This is a genomic window from Pseudoalteromonas sp. Z9A4 (genome assembly GCF_011378845.1).
GTDB classification, from domain to species: Bacteria; Pseudomonadota; Gammaproteobacteria; order Enterobacterales; family Alteromonadaceae; genus Pseudoalteromonas; species Pseudoalteromonas arctica.
The window spans coordinates 96420-116393 of sequence record NZ_WTLA01000010.1; the positions used below are offsets into that span (position 1 = coordinate 96420).

Annotated in this window: 18 protein-coding genes; 12 read left to right on the forward strand and 6 right to left on the reverse strand. The window is 40.3% G+C overall.

The features are described 5' to 3' along the window. Positions 1–2: 2 nt before the first annotated feature. Together GQR54_RS09745 and GQR54_RS19765 are read right to left on the reverse strand one after the other, a co-directional pair. The gene (locus GQR54_RS09745) at positions 3–638 is read right to left on the reverse strand and encodes a trimeric intracellular cation channel family protein (RefSeq protein ID WP_004334621.1); all 636 of its coding nucleotides are present in this window, start codon (positions 636–638) and stop codon (positions 3–5) included. 439 nt (positions 639–1077) lie between these two features. Then, complete coding sequence (locus GQR54_RS19765) at positions 1078–1236, reverse strand: ATP-binding cassette domain-containing protein (RefSeq protein WP_166377464.1); 159 nt, start codon at positions 1234–1236, stop codon at positions 1078–1080. 225 nt (positions 1237–1461) lie between these two features. On the opposite strand from GQR54_RS19765, the gene xdhA reads away from it, so the two are divergent. From xdhA to puuE, 8 genes are read left to right on the forward strand one after another with little or no spacing between them, the layout of a single operon-like run. Next, entirely contained in the window at positions 1462–2961 is a 1500-nt protein-coding gene (xdhA, locus tag GQR54_RS09755) for a xanthine dehydrogenase small subunit (protein WP_166377465.1), read from the forward strand. Further along, a complete protein-coding gene (gene xdhB, locus GQR54_RS09760) occupies positions 2948–5287 on the forward strand; it encodes a xanthine dehydrogenase molybdopterin binding subunit (RefSeq protein ID WP_166377466.1) in 2340 nt (779 codons plus the stop codon). Before xdhA ends, xdhB begins: the two co-directional genes overlap by 14 nt. Further along, on the forward strand, positions 5280–6170 hold the full coding sequence (gene xdhC, locus GQR54_RS09765) for a xanthine dehydrogenase accessory protein XdhC (protein ID WP_166377467.1): 891 nt from the start codon (positions 5280–5282) through the stop codon (positions 6168–6170). The genes xdhB and xdhC overlap by 8 nt, the downstream gene beginning before the upstream one ends. Next, positions 6167–6667, forward strand: a complete 501-nt coding sequence (uraD, locus tag GQR54_RS09770; RefSeq protein WP_166377468.1) for a 2-oxo-4-hydroxy-4-carboxy-5-ureidoimidazoline decarboxylase — start codon at positions 6167–6169, stop codon at positions 6665–6667. Before xdhC ends, uraD begins: the two co-directional genes overlap by 4 nt. Further along, positions 6664–7014, forward strand: a complete 351-nt coding sequence (gene uraH / locus GQR54_RS09775; protein WP_166377469.1) for a hydroxyisourate hydrolase — start codon at positions 6664–6666, stop codon at positions 7012–7014. The genes uraD and uraH overlap by 4 nt, the downstream gene beginning before the upstream one ends. Next, the gene (guaD, locus tag GQR54_RS09780) at positions 7014–8378 is read left to right on the forward strand and encodes a guanine deaminase (RefSeq protein ID WP_346766082.1); all 1365 of its coding nucleotides are present in this window, start codon (positions 7014–7016) and stop codon (positions 8376–8378) included. The genes uraH and guaD overlap by 1 nt, the downstream gene beginning before the upstream one ends. A 5-nt stretch (positions 8379–8383) precedes the next feature. After that, complete coding sequence (locus tag GQR54_RS09785) at positions 8384–9595, forward strand: urate hydroxylase PuuD (RefSeq protein WP_166377470.1); 1212 nt, start codon at positions 8384–8386, stop codon at positions 9593–9595. 1 nt (position 9596) lies between these two features. Then, complete coding sequence (puuE, locus tag GQR54_RS09790) at positions 9597–10532, forward strand: allantoinase PuuE (protein ID WP_166377471.1); 936 nt, start codon at positions 9597–9599, stop codon at positions 10530–10532. 68 nt (positions 10533–10600) lie between these two features. Here puuE and GQR54_RS09795 read toward each other — a convergent pair whose 3' ends face one another. After that, positions 10601–13102 carry a S8 family serine peptidase gene (locus tag GQR54_RS09795; RefSeq protein WP_166377472.1) on the reverse strand — a complete coding sequence of 834 codons (2502 nt, stop codon included), beginning with the start codon at positions 13100–13102 and terminating at the stop codon, positions 10601–10603. A gap of 580 nt (positions 13103–13682) precedes the next feature. Between GQR54_RS09795 and GQR54_RS09800 the strand changes: the two genes are divergently transcribed. From GQR54_RS09800 to GQR54_RS09815, 4 genes are read left to right on the forward strand one after another with little or no spacing between them, the layout of a single operon-like run. Beyond that, positions 13683–15185, forward strand: coding sequence for a curlin (locus GQR54_RS09800; protein ID WP_166377473.1), 1503 nt, complete (start codon positions 13683–13685; stop codon positions 15183–15185). 42 nt (positions 15186–15227) lie between these two features. Further along, positions 15228–15626 carry a curli production assembly/transport protein CsgE gene (locus GQR54_RS09805; RefSeq protein WP_197193263.1) on the forward strand — a complete coding sequence of 133 codons (399 nt, stop codon included), beginning with the start codon at positions 15228–15230 and terminating at the stop codon, positions 15624–15626. Further along, positions 15616–16041, forward strand: coding sequence for a curli assembly protein CsgF (locus tag GQR54_RS09810; RefSeq protein ID WP_166377474.1), 426 nt, complete (start codon positions 15616–15618; stop codon positions 16039–16041). The genes GQR54_RS09805 and GQR54_RS09810 overlap by 11 nt, the downstream gene beginning before the upstream one ends. Continuing rightward, positions 16041–16814, forward strand: a complete 774-nt coding sequence (locus GQR54_RS09815; RefSeq protein ID WP_166377475.1) for a CsgG/HfaB family protein — start codon at positions 16041–16043, stop codon at positions 16812–16814. The genes GQR54_RS09810 and GQR54_RS09815 overlap by 1 nt, the downstream gene beginning before the upstream one ends. 73 nt (positions 16815–16887) lie before the next feature. Here the strand turns inward: GQR54_RS09815 and GQR54_RS09820 are convergent, their stop codons facing one another. From GQR54_RS09820 to GQR54_RS09830, 3 genes are all read right to left on the reverse strand, one after another. Next, positions 16888–17577: a response regulator transcription factor gene (locus tag GQR54_RS09820; RefSeq protein ID WP_166377476.1), complete on the reverse strand. Its 690-nt coding sequence runs from the start codon at positions 17575–17577 to the stop codon at positions 16888–16890. A gap of 247 nt (positions 17578–17824) precedes the next feature. Continuing rightward, positions 17825–18346, reverse strand: a complete 522-nt coding sequence (locus GQR54_RS09825) for a hypothetical protein (protein WP_166377477.1) — start codon at positions 18344–18346, stop codon at positions 17825–17827. Positions 18347–18401: 55 nt separating this feature from the next. Continuing rightward, positions 18402–19940, reverse strand: coding sequence for an EAL domain-containing protein (locus tag GQR54_RS09830; protein WP_166377478.1), 1539 nt, complete (start codon positions 19938–19940; stop codon positions 18402–18404). Positions 19941–19974 lie beyond the last annotated feature (34 nt).

The following is a 19974-nucleotide window of genomic DNA, read 5'->3' on the forward strand; positions in this document are numbered from 1 at the left end:
AATTAGTCGCTTTGATCTCTGAAGTCTTTTTTTCTGAAAATAGTTAAATGCCAACCCCAATGCAAAGAGCCTAATCTTAAAAAAATAGTCGTGAAAAATGAGCCTAAAATACACCAAATGTAATCTACATTAAGGCTAAATAAAGCAGCATAAACTGCACCACCCGCTAAACACGCAGAGGCGTATGGTTCGCTGCGCATAACAGTTGGTACCTCACGGCAAATTACGTCACGTATTAAACCACCAAATATACCTGTAGTGATACCCATGGTAATTGCGACCACCATGCCAGAGCCATTAATGAGTGCTTTTTCTATCCCCATAATATTAAATAACGCCATACCAACAGCGTCTACCAATAAAAAGTAGTAATTATTAACGCGCGGTAAGTATCGAATAAATGCAATTGTTGCTATAACGGCCCCGTAGGTCGAATACAAATACTCCGGGGTAGCAATCCAAAATACCGGTTTGTTTAAAAGTATATCTCTAAGGGTACCGCCCCCTAGTGCTGTAACGGTTGCAACCACTACTACGCCAAAGCCACTAATGTTTTTTTCATACCCAAGCAATGCCCCTGCAACAGCAAAAAATGCGACACCGAGTAATCCTAGTACCATAAAGTATTCAGCAGTCATTGTAATTCCTTTTTAAAATTTATAAGGAGTTGTTTCAACTTACGTGCCAAAAAACATCCCTTAAAAGTTGAATTAACTTTGAAAAATACATTTAAAAACAACGCTGTAATTCACACTGAATGCAGTTTGAGGTTAGGTTTTATGAAAGGTAATATTTGAGAAGGTAATTATTTTAAAAGTAGGTATTTTTTACACGTTGTTTATAAGTAGGCCCATAAATTAAGCTAGCGCTATTTATACACTCAAAGTAAGCGAGATAGCCTACAAAAATTGACTCAAAGATTAATAGGCTAATACCTATCCAACTTGCAGAATCACATAAAAAATAACGCTGACATCTACCCTAATTTTATTGTTGACGTAGGTCGGATAAATGGCGAAGCCATGCCATCCGACAATTAATTTATAAACAAAAAGTAACAGTTTATTGTGTTGGTAATTAGAGTGAGTGTTCTCCTAATTTTTCGTTGCTTATTGGTATTATACGGCCATTAAAAAACATGTCCCCTTGGTCAGGTTTAACCACACCATAAAGCATTTTCATTAATGTGCTTTTACCAGCCCTATTTTCCCCTTTAGATTTAAATAGTAAAAGCATTCACTTTACCGTGCTTTATTTTTTAAGGCTACGCCGTTATTACCTATGCCTCGATAATTTAGCCGCCCAAAACCATTAACTGACCAAGCGGTCAACAATGGCATAGTAACTGCAATAAACTTACTAATATTAAAAAGTATTTTTGTTACCCGTGCGCAAACAACAAGAAAAAACATACGCCAAGCCTTTATGTATCAAGGCTTTATAAAAATTAAGGGGGTCTGTGTGATTCAATTTTTATTAAATAACACGCCAATTGAAGTACAAGAATGTTCGCCAAGTCTCACCATTTTGGACTGGCTACGCACCAAAAAAGGGAAAGTGGGCACCAAAGAAGGGTGTGCAACTGGCGACTGTGGCGCGTGCACAATTTTAGTGGGTGAAGAACGTATAAATGCAAACGGGCAAACTAGTTGGCAATACAAAACAATGAACAGCTGTTTATTGTTATTAGGTAATGCGCATGCAAAACATATAGTAACGGTAGAGGCTGTGACTACTGGCTTATACCCAAACTTAACCGATTTACACCCCGTACAACGTGCACTGGTGGAGTGTCATGGTTCGCAATGTGGTTTTTGTACGCCGGGTATAATAATGAGCTTGTTGGCTCTTTATATTAATGAACCAACGTACCCTGGTAAAAAAGCGGTTATTCATTCACTTGGTGGTAACTTATGCCGTTGTACAGGTTATAGCCCAATATTACTTGCAGCCGAAAAAGCCTATAGCTATGAACGTAAAGCTGAACCGTACTCAGCAATGGCCGCCCAATTTAAAGCATCACTTAATACGCAATATGATAACGATATTCCATTTTTAAAAAATGGTCCTCGCAAATTTTACTTACCACAAACTGCCCAACAACTTGTTGAGCTAAAAGCGCTTTATCCTTATGCACATTTAGTTGCTGGTGGCACCGACTTTGCCATTGAGCTTAGCCAAAACATGCTCTTACCGGATGTAATTATCTCCCTTAGCCAAGTAAAGGATCTTTGCACCTTGGCAGATAATAACGGTGAGTTACACATAGGTGCAGCGCTACCTTATAGCCAATTTGTTGAGGCATTTTATAACCATTACCCAGAGTCAAAAGAGCTATTTGAACGCTTAGGATCAAGCCAAGTACGTAACAGCGGCACACTAGGTGGCAGCATAGGGAATGCCTCTCCGATTGGCGATCCAGCTCCCCTTTTAATCGCTCTTAATGCATCAATGGATTTATTAAGCAGCGCTGGTTCGCGCACTATTAAAGTTGCCGACTACTTTATTGATTACAAAAAAACAGTTCTTAAAAGCGATGAAGTAATTAGTAAGTTCACCATCCCAAAGCGCCCAGAGTCGCTAAAACTGGCCTGTCATAAAATATCAAAACGCTTTGAAGACGATATATCTACCGTGTGTTTGGTGCTTGCTATAGAGCATTCACAAAACATGATTACTCAAGCCCGCTGCGCTATGGGCGGTATGGCAGCTATTCCTAAGCGCGCGCAGCATATTGAGCAAAAGCTGGTATCTCAATCATTACAAGTAAGTAGTTTTATAGACGCAGCAACGGCTATTAACGATGACTTTACGCCCATGAGCGATGTAAGAAGCAGTGCGCATTATCGCATTACGGTAAGCAAAAACTTATTACAACGCATTGGTATTGAGTTTTGTGAGCCGCAAGCACGCAACAATAACAACATTGCCATTACGAGGATCTCACATGCGTCACTTTGAAATGGATAAACTAAAAGCCCAAGGTGGTAGCGTTGGGCAATCTAAATATCACGAAAGCGCTATTAAACAAGTTTGTGGCAGTGCAAATTTTGCCGACGATAACCCTGAGCCTTACGGCTGCCTGCATGCCTACCCAGTGCTCGCCCCTGTTACAAGCGGCTTTATTAAATCAATTGATACAAGTCTCGCACTGGCAGTTGAAGGCGTTAAACGTATTTTATCGGCCGAAGATGTTCCGGGTAAATTAGATATTGGCCCGGTATTTCCAGGTGATGTACTGCTGACCAGTCATGAAATTCAATACCACGGACAACCTGTGCTGGTAGTAGTTGCCGACACCTATGAAATAGCGCGCCGCGCTGCACGTTTGGTGGTTATAGAGTGCGAGCAAACTACGCCCATACTTGATATTAAAGAAGCCATTAGCAAAGAGCACTGGGTGAGGCCGCCCCATTCACTTAACCGTGGTAACAGCGAACAAGCCATTAATAACGCAGCCCACCAGCTTAAAGGCGAAATAAACATAGGCGGGCAAGAACACTTTTATTTAGAAGGCCAAATAGCGCTGGCGCAACCTGATAACGACGGGGGCATTCATGTTCAGTGCTCTACGCAACACCCAACAGAGGTTCAACACTTAGTTGCTAAAATTTTAAAAAAGCCATTTAGCTTTGTAAACGTAGAAACCCGCCGTATGGGCGGTGCTTTTGGTGGCAAAGAAACCCAAGGCTCACCATGGGCATGCCTTGCAGCCCTTGCGGTTTACCACCTTGGCTGCGCAGTAAAAATGCGCCTAGCCCGCAGCGACGATTTTAAATTAACCGGTAAACGCCACCCTTTTTATAATCAATACCATGTTGGTTTTGACGAAAATGGTTTAATAGAAGGTGCCGACATTACCGTAAACGGATTTTGTGGCTACTCGCCTGATTTATCGGATGCAATTGTAGATCGCGCCATGTTTCATGCCGACAACGCCTACTACTACCCAGCCGCCACAATTAAGGGTAATCGCTGTAAAGTAAATACCGTAAGCCATACCGCATTTAGAGGATTTGGTGGCCCGCAAGGAATGATTATGGGCGAGCTAATAATGGACGATATAGCAGCCAAATTAGGTAAAGATCCGCTTGAAATCCGAAAACTTAATTTATACAAGAAAGGCCGCGACACCACGCCGTACCATCAAACCGTGGAGCAACATATTTTAATAGATATGATAAGCCAGCTTGAGAAATCGGGTGACTACTGGGAACGTAAAGAGGCTATTAAAGCCTTTAATGCCACATCGCCTATTATAAAAAAAGGCCTTGCAATGACGCCAGTTAAGTACGGTATTTCGTTTACTGTACAACACTTAAACCAAGCTGGCGCGCTGGTGCATGTTTATAGCGATGGCTCTATACATTTAAACCATGGTGGCACCGAAATGGGCCAAGGGCTCAACACCAAAATAGCACAAATTGTAGCCCATGGGTTTGGCGTTGATTTTGACGCGGTAAGTATTAGCGCTACGCGTACCGACAAAGTACCAAACACTTCACCAACAGCGGCCTCAAGCGGTACCGACTTAAACGGTATGGCGGCGCTAAATGCAGTAAACACAATAAAAGAGCGCTTAATAAAATTTATTACCGAACACTTTGAGGCAGATAGTAAAAGCATAAAATTTAAAGATAACTTGATCACCTTTAATAAAGGTGAAATCAGCTTTAGTGAGCTTGCAAACCTTGCTTATATGAACCGTATATCGCTTTCATCAACGGGTTATTACGCCACCCCTAAAATTCATTACGATAGAGCAAAAGGCGAAGGCCGCCCATTTTTTTACTACGCCCACGGCGTAGCACTGAGTGAAGTAGAAGTAGATACCCTAACCGGCGAAAACACGGTAACCCGCGTTGATATACTCCACGATGTAGGCAGTTCAATTAATCCAGCACTTGATATAGGGCAAATTGAAGGCGCCTTTGTACAAGGCATGGGCTGGCTAACAACCGAAGATTTACAATGGAATGATAAAGGCCAGCTTGCAAGCTTTGGCCCAGCCAACTACAAAATACCAGCCATTGGCGATACACCGGCCGAATTTAACGTCAATTTATATAACTCAGCAAATCCAGAAACCACCGTGTTTAGATCAAAAGCCGTAGGCGAGCCGCCATTTATGCTGGCCTTTAGTGTGTGGAGTGCTATTCGTAATGCCATAAGCAGTGTGGCCGATTACAAATACACCGCCCCATTGGATACACCCGCAACCCCAGAGCGAGTATTGAGTGCAATTGAGCAAACCGCTAGTTGGTTTAAGGAGCATCAACATGACTAATTTAAATGAGTCGTTTCAGGGTTTTCATACTCAAAACTGGGCGCAGGCTATAAACGAGCACGAACAAAGCGGCACTAATTATGTAATTGCCACGGTACTAGGCACAAATGGCTCAACCCCTCGCGGCACAGGCTCAAAAATGGTAATAAGCGGCGAGCATATTTACGACACCCTTGGCGGTGGCCACCTTGAATACGTAGTAATAGAAAAAGCCCGCGAACTACTTGCCAAAGGCGAAGCCGCCCAAGTAATTGAGCAATTTAACCTAGGTGCAAATTTAGGCCAGTGCTGCGGCGGAGCTGCCACCGTTATGCTTGAGTGCATGCAATGCGAGCGCTTTACCCTCGACATTTATGGCGCAGGCCATGTAGCACAAGCGCTTATTGGTATATTGGCACAGCTGCCTATGCGCATACGCTGGATAGATAGCCGCGCAGATGTATTCCCACAGGCTATTCCAAATAACGTAGTAAAAGTGGTTGATGAAGAGCCAACAGAACAAGTAAAGCGTGCACCTAAATCTAACAACTACTTAATATTGACCCATAACCACCAGCTCGACTTTGCACTCACCCAAGCAATTATTAAACGCGCTGATGCCAATTGGCTGGGCGTTATTGGCTCTGACACTAAAGCAAAACGTTTTAAACAACGCCTAGCACATCGCGATTTTACAGCCGATCAAATACAACAAATGACCTGCCCTGTTGGGCTTAAAAACATTACGGGCAAATTACCAATGGAAGTGGCTATTTCGATTAGTGGACAGCTAATTGGCCTTTATCAGGCTATGCAAACCCAAGCGCCAAAACGCCAAGGCTTGCAATGGCGCACACTAAAAAATGCCTTAATTAGCACCACGCAGGAGGAAGTAAACGCATGAGTAGCTTACAAATAAATACGCTAAATGATGCACAAGCAAAACAAGCTCTTGAGCATTGCTGCGCGGCCCCTAACTGGGTGGCGGGCATGGTAAAAGCAATGCCATTTAAAAGTAAAGAGCACCTATTTCAGAGCGCTCAAAGCGTATGGGATAACCTAACCGAGAGCGACTATTTAGCTGCCTTTGAAGGCCACCCGCAAATAGGTGACTTATCAACCCTTAGCAAAAAATACGCTGCTACCGCACAAAAAGCGGGGCATGAGCAATCAGGTATGAGCAAAGCAAACGAAGCCGTACTTACCAAAATGGTCGACCTTAATAAAGAGTACCTGAACAAGTTTGGCTTTATTTTTATTGTGTGTGCCAGCGGTAAAACGGCCGAACAAATGCTTGAACTCATAGAGCAGCGCATACACAACACCCGCAGTACAGAGCTAAATATTGCCGCGGGCGAACAAGCCAAAATAACAAAAATAAGATTGGAGTCACTACTATGAATAAAAGTATGAAAAAAAGCCCTATAACCACCCATATACTCGATACCAGCACCGGAAAACCAGCAGCAAACGTTGCTGTTAAGCTATTTAAACTTACAAATAACGAATGGGTGCAACTAACCCAAGGCACAACCGATAGCGATGGGCGTATTACCGACTGGCTAAATACAGACGTAGAATTTGCAACCTATAAACTGATATTTGATTTAGATAGTTATTATCAAAATCAACCTACCCCAGCGTTTTACCCAGAGGCGCAAATTACCTTTAGATTACAAGATAAAAAGCATCATCATATTCCGTTATTGCTTAGCCCATTTGGCTACTCAACGTATAGAGGTAGCTAATAATGAGTATGCAAAATAATAAAGTGACCGTAATTTGTGCCAACATACTCGATTTTGTAGACGACCCTGCCATAGCAGGCGACAACGCCCATCGCTATTTTGAAAAAGGCGCGTTGGTTATTCAAAACGGCAAAGTAGTTAAACTTGGTTACGAGCAAGACATACTACCAAGCTTAGATAAATCAGCCTCTATTATTCGCCACGATGGCAAATTGGTTATGCCCGGCATGATAGACACCCACATACACTTGCCACAAACCGAAATGGTAGGCGCTTATGGCGAGCAGCTTTTAAGCTGGCTCACCGAATATGCCTTCCCAACTGAAAAAAAGTTTACCTGTGAGCATTATTCAAAAGAGATCTCTAATCGCTTTTTAGACGAGCTACTTAGAAACGGCACCACCACCGCTTTGGTATTTGGCACTGTGCACCCGCAGTCGGTGGATGCATTTTTTAACGAATCACAAAAACGCAATTTACGCATGATTGCCGGTAAGGTAATGATGGATCGTAACTGCCCTGACGACTTATCTGATTGTGCGCAAACAAGTTATGACGAATCTAAAGCCCTCATCGAAAAATGGCACAATGTTGACAGATTAAGCTACGCAGTTACACCGCGTTTTGCCCCCACATCAACCCCTGAACAACTTCAAAAATGCACTCAGTTACTTGAAGAATACCCAGACACCTACCTGCATACACACTTATCTGAAAACAAAGACGAGTGCGAATGGGTAAAGGGGCTATTTCCAGAAGCTGAAGATTACTTAGGCGTGTACGAGCAAGCTAAAATGGTACGTAAACGCTCGGTATTTGCCCATAGCATTCATTTATCTGAGCGCGAACTTTGCTGCCTTGCCGATAACAATGCGGCTATATCGCACTGCCCTACCTCAAACCTATTTTTAGGATCAGGACTTTTAAATTTAAAAGCCTGTGAAGAGCACGGCATAAACGTAGGCATGGGTACCGATGTAGGCGCAGGAACAAGCTTTTCTATGCTGCAAACAGGTAACGAAGCTTATAAAATTCAACAGTTACAAGGCCAAAAGTTTTCAGCATTTAAAGGGCTGTATTTAGCAACTCTCGGCGGTGCTAGAGCGCTCGATTTAGAAGGGACAATTGGTAATTTTGAAACCGGCTGTGAAGCCGATTTTATTGTAATGGATTGTTCGGCAACTTCGTTTTTAAAATTTAGAATACAACATGCCAAAACCCTGCATGAAAAACTATTTGCAATGATGATGTTAGGCGACGACCGCTGCGTTGAGCAAACCTACATTATGGGTAAAAGTGTGTATAAGCGCGATGATAGCAATCAATTTTCAGACACCCGCTCACAGGTATTAGAAGAGGCTTAACAGTTATGGAAAACTATTTATTTGAGCTTGCTCATTTAGTACTGCGTTATTTTCATGTTATTGCTGGTATAGCCTGGATTGGCGCTTCATTTTATTTTGCATGGCTTGATAACAACCTACAAACACCACCGCAATGGAAAATAGATAAAGGCATAAAAGGCGATTTATGGGCCGTGCATGGCGGTGGCTTTTACGAAGTGGCTAAGTATCAAAATGGGCCAGAACAAATGCCTCACACCCTGCATTGGTTTAAGTGGGAAGCCTACACAACGTGGATCACCGGTATATTACTATTTAGCTTACTTTATTATGTTGGCGCCGATGTATACTTAATTGATAACAGTAAAAGTGAGCTAAGTAAATTTGTAGCTATTGGCGCATCACTTGGCTTTATTGGCTTAGGTTATGGTGTTTATCGTTTATTGTGTAAAACCCCGCTCGTTGAAAACGGCAAAATGTTTATTGCTGTGGTTATTGGTTTATTAGCTCTGTGGACTTTTGGGGTTGATCAATTATTTAGCGACCGCGCTGTGTATATTCATGTAGGTGCACTTATTGGCACGTGTATGGTGGGTAATGTGTATCACATTATTATGCCAGGGCAACGCTATATGGTAAGTGAAGTAGAAGCCGGCCGTATACCCGATTCAGCGCCAGGTTTAAAGGCAAAGCTGTGTTCTATTCATAATAACTACGCCACGTTACCTGTGGTATTTATTATGCTTAGCAATCACTTTCCTTACACGTATAGCCACAACTTTGGCTGGCTTATTTTAATTGCGCTGTTTGGTATTGGTATGTGGATACGCCATTACTTTAACTTAAAACATCAAGGCGTTAATAAACCTTCAGTACTTATAAGTGGTATTGCAGCATTTTTTGCCCTTATGCTAGCAATAGCACCTTGGCCCAGCAGTACAACAAATGCAGGCGAAAACGCGCCTTTACAAGCAAGTATTACCGACGCACAAGCGTGGGATATAATCAGCAAACACTGTACGCAGTGCCACAGCGAAACACCTACCTCTGAGCTTTTTCAAACAGCGCCACTTGGCTTTAAACTCGACTCAATTGAACAGGTGAAAAAGTCGCAAGTACTTGTGCATACTCGCGCCGTAATAACTAAAGACATGCCACTGGCTAATATGACAAAAATGACAGACGCAGAGCGCGAAGCGTTAGGACTTTGGTTAACCTTGTTAAATAAGGATAAATAATATGGCTGATCATATTAAAACTGATTACCCACGAGACTTAATTGGTTATGGCCCACATGCGCCTCATGCAAATTGGCCCAATAAAGCACGTATTGCCGTGCAAGTGGTATTAAATTACGAAGAAGGCGGCGAAAACTGCGTGCTGCATGGTGATGCAGCCGCTGAAACGTTTTTATCAGAAATAGTCAGTGCCCCGCATGTTGAAGACCGCCATATAAGCATGGAGTCTATTTACGAATATGGCTCACGCGCGGGCGTGTGGAGGCTACTGCGTTTATTTAAAAAATACGATATACCGGTCACCATTTTTGCAGTGGCGATGGCCCTTGAGCGCCACCCCGATATAGCTAAAGCCTTTGTTGAAGCGGGCCACGAAATTGCAAGCCATGGCCTGCGCTGGATTAATTATCAAAATATAGATAAACAAACCGAGCGCGAGCATATGCAACAAGCCATTGATGTAATTAAAAAGCTCACAGGTAAAAAGCCCAAAGGCTGGTATACCGGCCGAACTAGCCCAAATACCGCAGCCCTTGTAGTTGAGAATGGCACATTTTTATATGACGCCGACGATTACAGCGACGACCTACCTTTTTACAGTATTAAAGAAGGTAAGCCACAGTTAATAGTGCCCTACACACTTGATGTAAACGACATGCGCTTTGCTGCAGTGCAGGGTTTTAATGCAGGGGATCAGTTTTATAATTATTTAAAAGATGCCTTTGATACGCTATACGAGGAAGGCGATCCAGAAGGTGAAAACACCCCAAAAATGATGTCGATAGGTTTGCATTGCCGCTTAATTGGTCGCCCAGGAAGAATAAAAGCACTAGCACGGTTTTTAGAATATGCCCGATCGCATGAGCAGGTTTGGTTTGCCACGCGCGAGCAAATCGCCGAGCACTGGCTTAAAACTCACCCGTATAAAAAAGCATAGTTTATATTTTTTAAAACATAAAAAAGCCCAGCAAAGCTGGGCTTAAATTACTTTAGGAGTAGTGAAATTTATTCAAAAGAAACGGTGATGATATTCGAACACACATTTTCTGTTACACATAATTGGTAATCGTACGATGGTAATGTAGCTCCACGTACGTAATCACGGTAGCGTCCGTTATCTGCAGTGGTATCAACTAACTCACCATTACGGTAAACGCTTAATGACTCTGCACCCACTTCTTCCCAGCTAAGTTCTACACGCATCGTACCTAGGCGTGTTTTGTTAGCGCGTTTTAAGTTCAGTTCAAGGGTCACGTCACTTACAACAACGGCTTGGGTAAATGTATCTGTATTACCTTCACTGTCAGTAACAGTTAGTTCTACATCGTAACTACCCGATTGCGCATATGCATGCACAGGGCTTGAATCTGTTGATGTAGCGCCATCGCCAAAGCTCCAGCTCCATTGTGTAATGTCGTTATTGGCATCATTGCTTGTATCTACAAACGAGGCTGTTAAACCTTGCGTATCAACAGTAAAGCCTGCACGTGGCGGTTGTGCACTTACTTCGCCTATAGCGCTAAGCGTAAGTGACCAGCCATTAATTGTACCTGTATCAGCGGCTGCAGTATCTTCTACATGAAGAGTCCAGTCACCATTTGCTACTTCGCCATTGAATGCACTAGACGTGAAGCTCTTAACAATATCATCGTTACTACCACCAACATTGCTTTGCAATGTTACCTCTGTACCTTGTGCAGATATTAGTTTTACAACTAAGTCACCAGAGTAAGTATGAGTAATATCAACATCGGCGGTTGTGCCAAATACGGTTAAATCATCAGAAACATTAATTACTGAGCTAATCCCCTGTGGAGAATTATCTGGAATTGCTACGCTACCAGTACTGCTGTAGGTAAAGTCATTTAACCCTAATGGTTGTATCATTAATTCAACCGATTGCTGTTTAACAATATCACCCGCAGTGGCCGTTACGGTAAACTCGTAATCTCCCCACTGAGTATCAGTATCGGTTTCAACATTTAGTATCACGTCATCACCAGGGCGCGCTGTAAGCGATGATAAATAAGCACCACCTAATGTTGTTGATAATTCAAGCGTTACTTCCTCATCCCACTCGGCAATTGAGCCAATTGTAAATGTATAGCTTGTAGCCTCTCCAGCTATAATTTGTTGGGTAAGCGGGCTAGCTGATATTTTAAAACCAGGAGTTGGATCCGCATCAATAAGTGCTTGGTTAACATTAAGTCGCGTACCGGCTACCGTTTTCCCCTGCAGTGCAGCATTAGCATCGCCCGAGCTCATTAATAAATCTTTAAGTTCTTGAGTAGATAACTCTGGATTAATAGATAAAACTAGCGCAGCTGCGCCAGCAACATGCGGCGTTGCCATTGACGTACCAGAATACGATGCATAACTTTCACCCGGTGTAGTAGATAAAATAGCTGTACCTGGTGCGCCCATATCAACACTGGTTAAGCCCCAATGAGAGAACCACGAAATATCATCAGTTTGGTTAGTACTTGCAACCGATAGAACACTCGCATTTTCGTAGTTTGATGGATAATGTGGGTTTACATCGTTATCAATAGTGTCGTTACCTGCTGCAGCTACAAACAGTAGCTCCGCAGCTTCACTTGATTCGATTGCATCAGCCAGCGCTTGGCTATAGCCACCGCCACCCCAACTATTATTTAATACGCGGATGTTAACACCAGAGTTTTTTAGGCCAACCATGTAATCAATACACTTGATTGCATCTGATGTTGATCCATTACCTGCTGCATCTAAAAACTTACAACCAACAAGTGATACTTCATGATTTACACCCACTACACCCACAGAGTTATTACCACTCGCACCTATAGTTCCAGACACATGCGTTCCGTGACCTTCATCATCCATAGGGTCGCCAGTATTGGTAATCGCATTGATACCATGAATATCATCGATAAAGCCATTACCGTCATTATCAATACCATCGCCTGCGATTTCAGAGGTATTTACCCACATATTGCTCGCTAAATCGCTATGGCTATAATCAATACCTGTATCGATTACACCAACAACTACATCACGACTACCAGTAGAAATAGTCCACGCTTCTACAGCATCAATATCAGCGTCTGCCGTACCACCGGTCTGACCTTCATTATTTAGGCCCCAAAGCTCATCAAAACGAGGGTCATTAGGTGCGCTCGCAATACTTACTCGGTAATCCGGCTCTACATATTCAATAGCTTGATGAGACTTTAAAAGAGCAATCGCGTCTTTAGTGCTCATTCCTGATACTTTGAATTTAGCTAAACGCCCTGAAAGTAAAGACGCATAACTATCATCAAGTTCATCTTTATTTATATCAGTAATTTTGGCTTTAACTAATAAACGAGCCTGCTTACGCATTTCTTTCGTTGCATTGTTTTTATATTTAACAATTATTGAATCACTGCTTGCGGCTATAGGTTCCTTTACACCCACATCAGGAACTTTTGCAGCTGCTAAACAAGGGAGTAAGGCAAGAGTAATAATAGATAATTTTTTTTTCATTGTTCTATCCATAGTTTTGTTGGGTTAGCTTAGATGGTCTAAGCGCGCTCTTTTACTATTTCGAGTACAAGGGATCACGTGGCATATGATTAGGAAACAACCAAACGAATCATTAAACAAGCTAAAAAGTTAAAACGATGTAAAAACCAGCAGTTTTGACCAGTTAATGTGCAAAAAAAACACTAAACACAGACGTTTTAATGAAATTAATACTCAACTATTTACCTAATACTTGATCATTAATTTTTACTGCTTTTTATGGTGAATTTATAAAAAACACAAAGAAACGCTATAACACCATGAAAAATAGAAACTAAAAAATTGGTAAAAAATAATGATTTAAGAAATGCTATTAGAGGAATACAGTAAATAGGCAGTTAATAATTAACAATTATTAAACGTAAGTTAAAAGACAACAAACCGCTTAGTAATAATTATTAGCTACATCGTAAATTTTACTTAAAGAGCTTTTCAAGCGGATCACAAAACATTATATCGGCACGGCATGCTGACACAGCAAATAACTTATAAAACCTATAAAATTTAAGGTATTTGGTTTTAACATTTCAAGGAGAAAATAATGACGTTGAACAAATCACTTTTAAGCTGCGCAGTTGCGATTGCAATGGGTACTAGCTTTGCATCTTATGCAGATACATCAAGCAAATCAGCATCTAGCTCAGAACTTAGTACTAAAGTGTCTGTAGCAAGTATTGAAAACTCGATGACTCTAATACAAACTTTTAATGAAAATACCGCACTGCTTACACAGGATGGTGATAGCAATACCATACTTGTAACAACGACCGGTAATAATAACGAAACTGAAGTTGTTCAGAGTCAATCAGGTAATTATGCTGAGATAACAACTATCGGTGACAATAACTTACAAGTATACAACCAAGACGGCGTTGCTAATGGTTTAATCTCTGAAGTGACTGGTAATAATAACATGCTATTGGTTTCACAATTTGGCCAAGGCATTTTAGTAAATAACGAAGCCATTAATATTGTAACTGGTGATGATAATATCATTGATGTTGAACAAGGCACTGGTGGCCACTGGTTCTACAACATGGATATGCAAGGTAACGCAAATGAAATTACCTCGCTACAAACAGGTGAATGGCATGAAGCTGAAATCACTATGCTTACAGGTGACCAAAATACTCTTGATTTAGTTCAAGACGGATATTGGAACACCTTTAAAGTAAGCAGCCTTCAAGGCAATGAAAACGAACTTGATATTGAACAAGAAGGCGATCGAAACACAGCTACATTTACTTCTATCTCAGGTGATGCTAACGAACTTTTAGTTGAGCAAGATGGCGATGTAAATGCGGTAACTTTTGCTACGGTTGTTGGCGATGATAACGAAATTGATTTAGACCAAGAAGGAGCAATGAATACCATTGAATCTAACTTGTTTGAAGGCTCAAATAACGAAGTTTCTGTAACGCATGTTGGTTCTGAAAACTTATCAACTATAGATGTTATTGGTGATAACAACGAATTAACAGCAACACAAATAGGCGACTTAAACGAAACTTATATGGGCGTGATTGGCTCTGATAATGAGTTTATGGTTAATCAAGTGGGTGATTTAAACTCAGTTCACTTAGCTAACTTTAATGGTTCTGATAACGATGTTGATTTAGTGCAATCAGGCGATGAAAATGCCGTACTTGTTCAATCGTCATATCCAGATGTATCGCTTACATCTAACGATAACGACATCGATATTGCGCAAGATGGTTCTCAAAATGAAGCAATTGTTACCCTTGCTGGTATTTTAGACAGTAACAATAACCAGATTGATATTGCCCAAAATGGCATGTTAAACCTTATTGATATGATGGTTGAAGGCAATAACCACAGTATTGATATTTCACAAACAGGTGAAGGTAACTGGGTTACTGGCGTTGAACAATCAGCATTTTTAGTTGGTGGTGAAAGCGTATCGTTTAGCGTTACTCAAATTGGTAACGACAATATTGTTGAAGGCTCTGTAATTGGCTTTAACAGCACAGTTTCTGTTACTCAAATTGGTGATGGAAACGCAGCAACAATTACTCAAATGTAATTGTTGAGGTGGGGAGAGCGACCCTCTCCCCTATTTTAAATTATGAAAAAAAATATTAACTTTAATAGTTACTTACTCACACTCTTCCTATGTTTTTCTGGGGCTGCTCATGCTGCTGATGAACTAGAAATAGATGGCTTATTACTCGACAGAAGTATCAGCCGCTTTGGTCATCAATTTTATTATGAATTTTCAAACTACTGGCGAGATTTACCCTCAACAGCTGGTTTTAATATCGAAATAAAAGAAACCGTCATACCAAAAGCGGGTACACAACTTTCTTTAATAATGAATAACCAGCTTGTTTACGCAACTTATTTAGGCCGTAGATTAGAGCCGCTCGATGAACGTGTTGAGCAAGCTGTTTTTACTGTAATAGATGCAATGGCTCGCTCAAATATGGCTGCATCAACCCCAGATATGGCTAAAGATGGATGGTAAAATGAAAAAAACAGCCCTTATAATAATAACAATATTAAGCTTTTCGCCCCAAGCGACTGAAATAATTTATACCCCAATTAACCCAAGCTTTGGTGGTAATCCACTAAATGCAAATATGCTGTTGAGTAAGGCTCAAGCACAAAACAAACACAAAGCACCGGTAATAGAAAAAGGTTACGCTGAACAATTTCAAGAAACTCTAGAGCGAACTTACTTAAATCGTATGGTAAGAGAAATTACCGATATGGCATTTGGTGAGGACATAGAAGATAGCCTTTTTAATCAAGACTCTATATTTATGAGTGGTGATTATCAAATTGAAGTTATAACCAGCACAACCGACTCTATTACAGTAAGAATAACAAATATATTAGATGACTCTGTTGTGATCATTGAAGTACCGAGGTTTGGATAATGTATAAGCTACTAATAACAATAACATTACTAGGTTTGAGCGGCTGTGCAAGTTTAGGCAACCTTATTCCACCATCACAGCAAAAAGCTATTAGCCTAGAACCGACTGAATTATTTGCAGACCTAAAAAATCTACCTAAACCTGTGGGCAGTATTCCAGTATCGGTTTACTCATTTAGAGATCAAACAGGCCAATATAAGCCACAAACTAACGTCAGCTCATTTTCAACTGCCGTTACTCAAGGGGCTAACTCTATACTAGTACAAGCACTACATGAATCTGATTGGTTTACTCCCGTAGAGCGTGAAGGTTTACAAAACATTTTAACCGAGCGAAAAATCATTCGTGCAGGCCAAGCCGATAATCCTAACCAAGCTGATTTACCTCCACTTACTACGGCTAAAATTATTTTAGAGGGCGGTATTATAAGCTACGACACCAATGTAAAAACAGGTGGTTTGGGTATGGAATACTTTGGTATAGGCGCATCAGAGCTTTACCGTGAAGATGCTATTTCAATATACTTACGCGCTGTTGATGTTCGTACAGGACAAGTATTATTAAGTGTAGCTACCAGTAAAAAAGTATTAAGCCAAGAAATGCGAGCAGGCTTTTTTAGATACGTAAGCTACAAACGACTAGCTGAAGCTGAAGCAGGCTTTAGTGACAATGAACCTATGAGTATTTGTGTAACGCAAGCAATAGAAAAAGCACTTACAGACCTTATAACTAAAGGTATTGATAAAGGCTTATGGGCCAAAAAAGTGAGCTAATCACATAGGTGTTATAACAAATATAAAGGCTACTTAAAAGTAGCCTTTATAGGGGAATTCAATGTGCAATAAGCTATTTAGCCACAGGTAATAAAACAGAAACATAGCGCTGAGCCCAATTAGCAAGCTCCACTCGATTACGTGAGTTAGTTTTTTTAAACGCACTATATAAGTGCGTTTTTACAGTGTGGTCGCTAATATTAAGTTTTTCAGCAATAGTATTGTTACTCGCACCTTGTGCAATTAGATGAATAACAGACTTTTCTCGCTTTGTTAAGTGCTCGTATTGGTCTTGCTTTAATTCAATGTTGTCATGTAGGTTATTAAACGACGATGCCACGGCTAAAATATCATTAAATGCCTTTGATATAACTTTACGTGTAAACCAAAGCTCGCCAGTATTAACCCGAACTACGCCTTTAAAAATAGCTTCTGGCGGATCAGATTTATAAAAAACACCGTTAAAATGGTTAAGCAATAAATTTTGCTCGCACACGTCTTCTTTATTTACATTAAAAATGACAACGTTATGATGTTTAGCTAAACAAATTAGATCTGCTGGAATAAGGTCTTGCCATTTGCTTTTAGCACCATCTATTAAAAACAAATCATAATTTTCTCGCTGCTCAGCTTTAGGAACAACGTCGTCCATTTTAATATCACTAAACAGGGCTTGCAGTGTTCTTAAAATAGTGGAGTAATTATGGGAATGGAAAGATGATTGAAATGTTGTTTTTACGAATACAGAGTTTATATGAGGCATAAATTTCGTCCTTGAAACATTTACACTACATTACCTAAATCAAATACAACTTACAATGAGATTTTGGTATTAAAATACAGTTATAATTTCTCATACTAATAGAGATAAAAACTAATAAAATCAACTACAAAAAACTAAAATCCGAGTTCAACAAATTACTTTTATAAGATAAATAACAGATCGGATTAGTGGGTTAATAACTCAGAAAACCTTGAGTAAATTAGTCTATACAAACATTTTGAGTGGTTTATTTTATAGTCGTTTTTAATTTATTTAGCGCATTAACCGAAAACCCTCGATCGTAAAAATACACAATCTCTCCGCTGCTATTTATGAGTACAACACGAGCATTATTTGGGCTTTGGTTGCCTGTAAATTTTTGTACTGCTTCACCATCTTTATAAATAGTGATTACCCCACCCCATAATTCCTTAGGAATGCCTTTGCGCATACCGCTGTCTATAAATGTACTAAACATCCGTGGCGCCATGCCGGCAATGGTTGGTAGTTCGTATGTAGGAAGCGTTACACCTGCCATATCTAAACCAATTAACCAACGGTCAATATCAAACTGGCTGTCTTGCTTGTATCCAATGAGTAGAAGTGTTTTATCTGCTTTGAAATCACTAGGTATAGTTACTATGCTTTGCTCTAAGCTTTCGCCGCTAATGCTTGGGAACTGCTTACCTGTTAATTGCTGGTTTGGGTACTGTGTTGTACACGCACTAAGTAATAAAAATGCAAAGGCACTTAATGTTAATTTGATCATAATAAACCTAATTTTTTATATATTATATCGATACGTTTAGTATGGCTGTTAAGATCTAAAAATGCTGATTATCTATATAATTTTTAAATTTAGATGCAGTCATAGGTTTTCCATACTTCCAACCCTGCCCGTAATGTACACCCGCCATTTTTAAAATAGCTTCTTGCTCAGTGGTTTCAATTCCTTCTGCCACACAGGTATAATTAAACTTATGCACAAGCTCCATAATATGTGGGATCATGGAGGCTTTTAAACCCTCAGTTGCTATATCTTGAACAAACGTACGGTCAATTTTAAGTTGGTGAAAACTCAAATTTTGTAAGTTTCTTAAATTCGAATAACCCGTACCAAAATCATCTAATGATAAGTTAAATCCCGACTCAACCAAGGTTCTAAAATGAGCATGCGCAATGCTTGTATCAAGGTATTCATCTTCAGTTATCTCTAAACAAATAATAAAGCGTGAATTGGCAAGCTCTATTATTTGCGGCAGCAACGACACATTACCCAGCTCTACATCACATGGAAATATATTAAGCGACACTTTAAAGCCTTTCGGCAATGCCTCTATAGAGGTTAACTCTTTTAGGGTGGTCGCTATCATTGCCTTAGTGAAAATCCATGTTAAATTATTTTTTCTAATAACCGGAATAAACTCATCTGGAAATAAAGCACCGTACTTATCTTCAAAACGTGCAAGTACCTCGCAGCCAATAAGCTTGCCACTTTGCAAACAAATAATGGGCTGGTAAGTCCAATAAAATGCTCCCTTTTTAAGCCCTTTACGAATACGCTGATTAGTAGATCGTCGTGCAGCAATTCCTGCATTAACCAATAACGCACTCGACACACCAGCTAAGCAAGTTAAGATTAAGGAGATAATTAATAAAAAATGGTTATTAGAGAAAAACTGGCTCCAAGGTAAGTACACTGCCGTGCAATAATAGGTACTCTCAGTACTACAAGCAACACTCCTCTCGTACGGTAAATAACTGCTGTCACTTATTTTACTATACGTGCCTTTGGTTCCTGCTAAATGATGCAATTCCTGGGAGTCTTTATAGACAACTTCCCAATTTTTTGACTCAATACTGGCAGAGTTAAATGCTTTTGACTCCATAATCAAATTGAAATCACCTTGGCGAACGATTACGACTTCCATAGGTCGGCCAGTGAATAATAATAAATACAACTGCGGCTCAAAACGCACGCGTACACCTTCATCTCTTCGGATATAGTCAGGCTCTCGGTCTTTTATTACACTGCTTAGTAAGCCAGCTCCAGTTGTACACATTAACTGGTTCCCAATAAAAAAACCGATATCAATTACATATTTTGAATCAAATAATGCACGTCGCATTTCAAGTAATGTAGTTTCATCGCACTGCTTGAAATCAAACTTATTAAGAGGAATAAGCACACTGCGACGCTCTAATACAGCAGCGTCCACATGTTTAATAATGTGTTTAATATCGGCATTTATTTGCATAGTGAGCTGCTGCGATGCAAAGTAGAGCAAAATAAGGCAACCAGTTACAAAAACCAACCCTCCAGTTAAAGCAGCTATAATAGATTTTTGTTGGTACTTTTTCATAGCATCCCAAAGTTGTTAATTTATATCACTACTT

Bases quoted from the DNA above. Each gene is read 5' to 3' on its own strand.
- GQR54_RS09745 (WP_004334621.1), bottom strand. From the start codon at position 638: ATGACTGCTGAATACTTTATGGTACTAGGATTACTCGGTGTCGCATTT.
- GQR54_RS19765 (WP_166377464.1), bottom strand. From the start codon at position 1,236: ATGCTTTTACTATTTAAATCTAAAGGGGAAAATAGGGCTGGTAAAAGC.
- xdhB (WP_166377466.1), top strand. From the start codon at position 2,948: ATGCGTCACTTTGAAATGGATAAACTAAAAGCCCAAGGTGGTAGCGTT.
- xdhC (WP_166377467.1), top strand. From the start codon at position 5,280: ATGACTAATTTAAATGAGTCGTTTCAGGGTTTTCATACTCAAAACTGG.
- uraD (WP_166377468.1), top strand. From the start codon at position 6,167: ATGAGTAGCTTACAAATAAATACGCTAAATGATGCACAAGCAAAACAA.
- uraH (WP_166377469.1), top strand. From the start codon at position 6,664: ATGAATAAAAGTATGAAAAAAAGCCCTATAACCACCCATATACTCGAT.
- GQR54_RS09785 (WP_166377470.1), top strand. From the start codon at position 8,384: ATGGAAAACTATTTATTTGAGCTTGCTCATTTAGTACTGCGTTATTTT.
- puuE (WP_166377471.1), top strand. From the start codon at position 9,597: ATGGCTGATCATATTAAAACTGATTACCCACGAGACTTAATTGGTTAT.
- GQR54_RS09795 (WP_166377472.1), bottom strand. From the start codon at position 13,102: ATGAAAAAAAAATTATCTATTATTACTCTTGCCTTACTCCCTTGTTTA.
- GQR54_RS09800 (WP_166377473.1), top strand. From the start codon at position 13,683: ATGACGTTGAACAAATCACTTTTAAGCTGCGCAGTTGCGATTGCAATG.
- GQR54_RS09805 (WP_197193263.1), top strand. From the start codon at position 15,228: ATGAAAAAAAATATTAACTTTAATAGTTACTTACTCACACTCTTCCTA.
- GQR54_RS09810 (WP_166377474.1), top strand. From the start codon at position 15,616: ATGGATGGTAAAATGAAAAAAACAGCCCTTATAATAATAACAATATTA.
- GQR54_RS09815 (WP_166377475.1), top strand. From the start codon at position 16,041: ATGTATAAGCTACTAATAACAATAACATTACTAGGTTTGAGCGGCTGT.
- GQR54_RS09820 (WP_166377476.1), bottom strand. From the start codon at position 17,577: ATGCCTCATATAAACTCTGTATTCGTAAAAACAACATTTCAATCATCT.
- GQR54_RS09825 (WP_166377477.1), bottom strand. From the start codon at position 18,346: ATGATCAAATTAACATTAAGTGCCTTTGCATTTTTATTACTTAGTGCG.
- GQR54_RS09830 (WP_166377478.1), bottom strand. From the start codon at position 19,940: ATGAAAAAGTACCAACAAAAATCTATTATAGCTGCTTTAACTGGAGGG.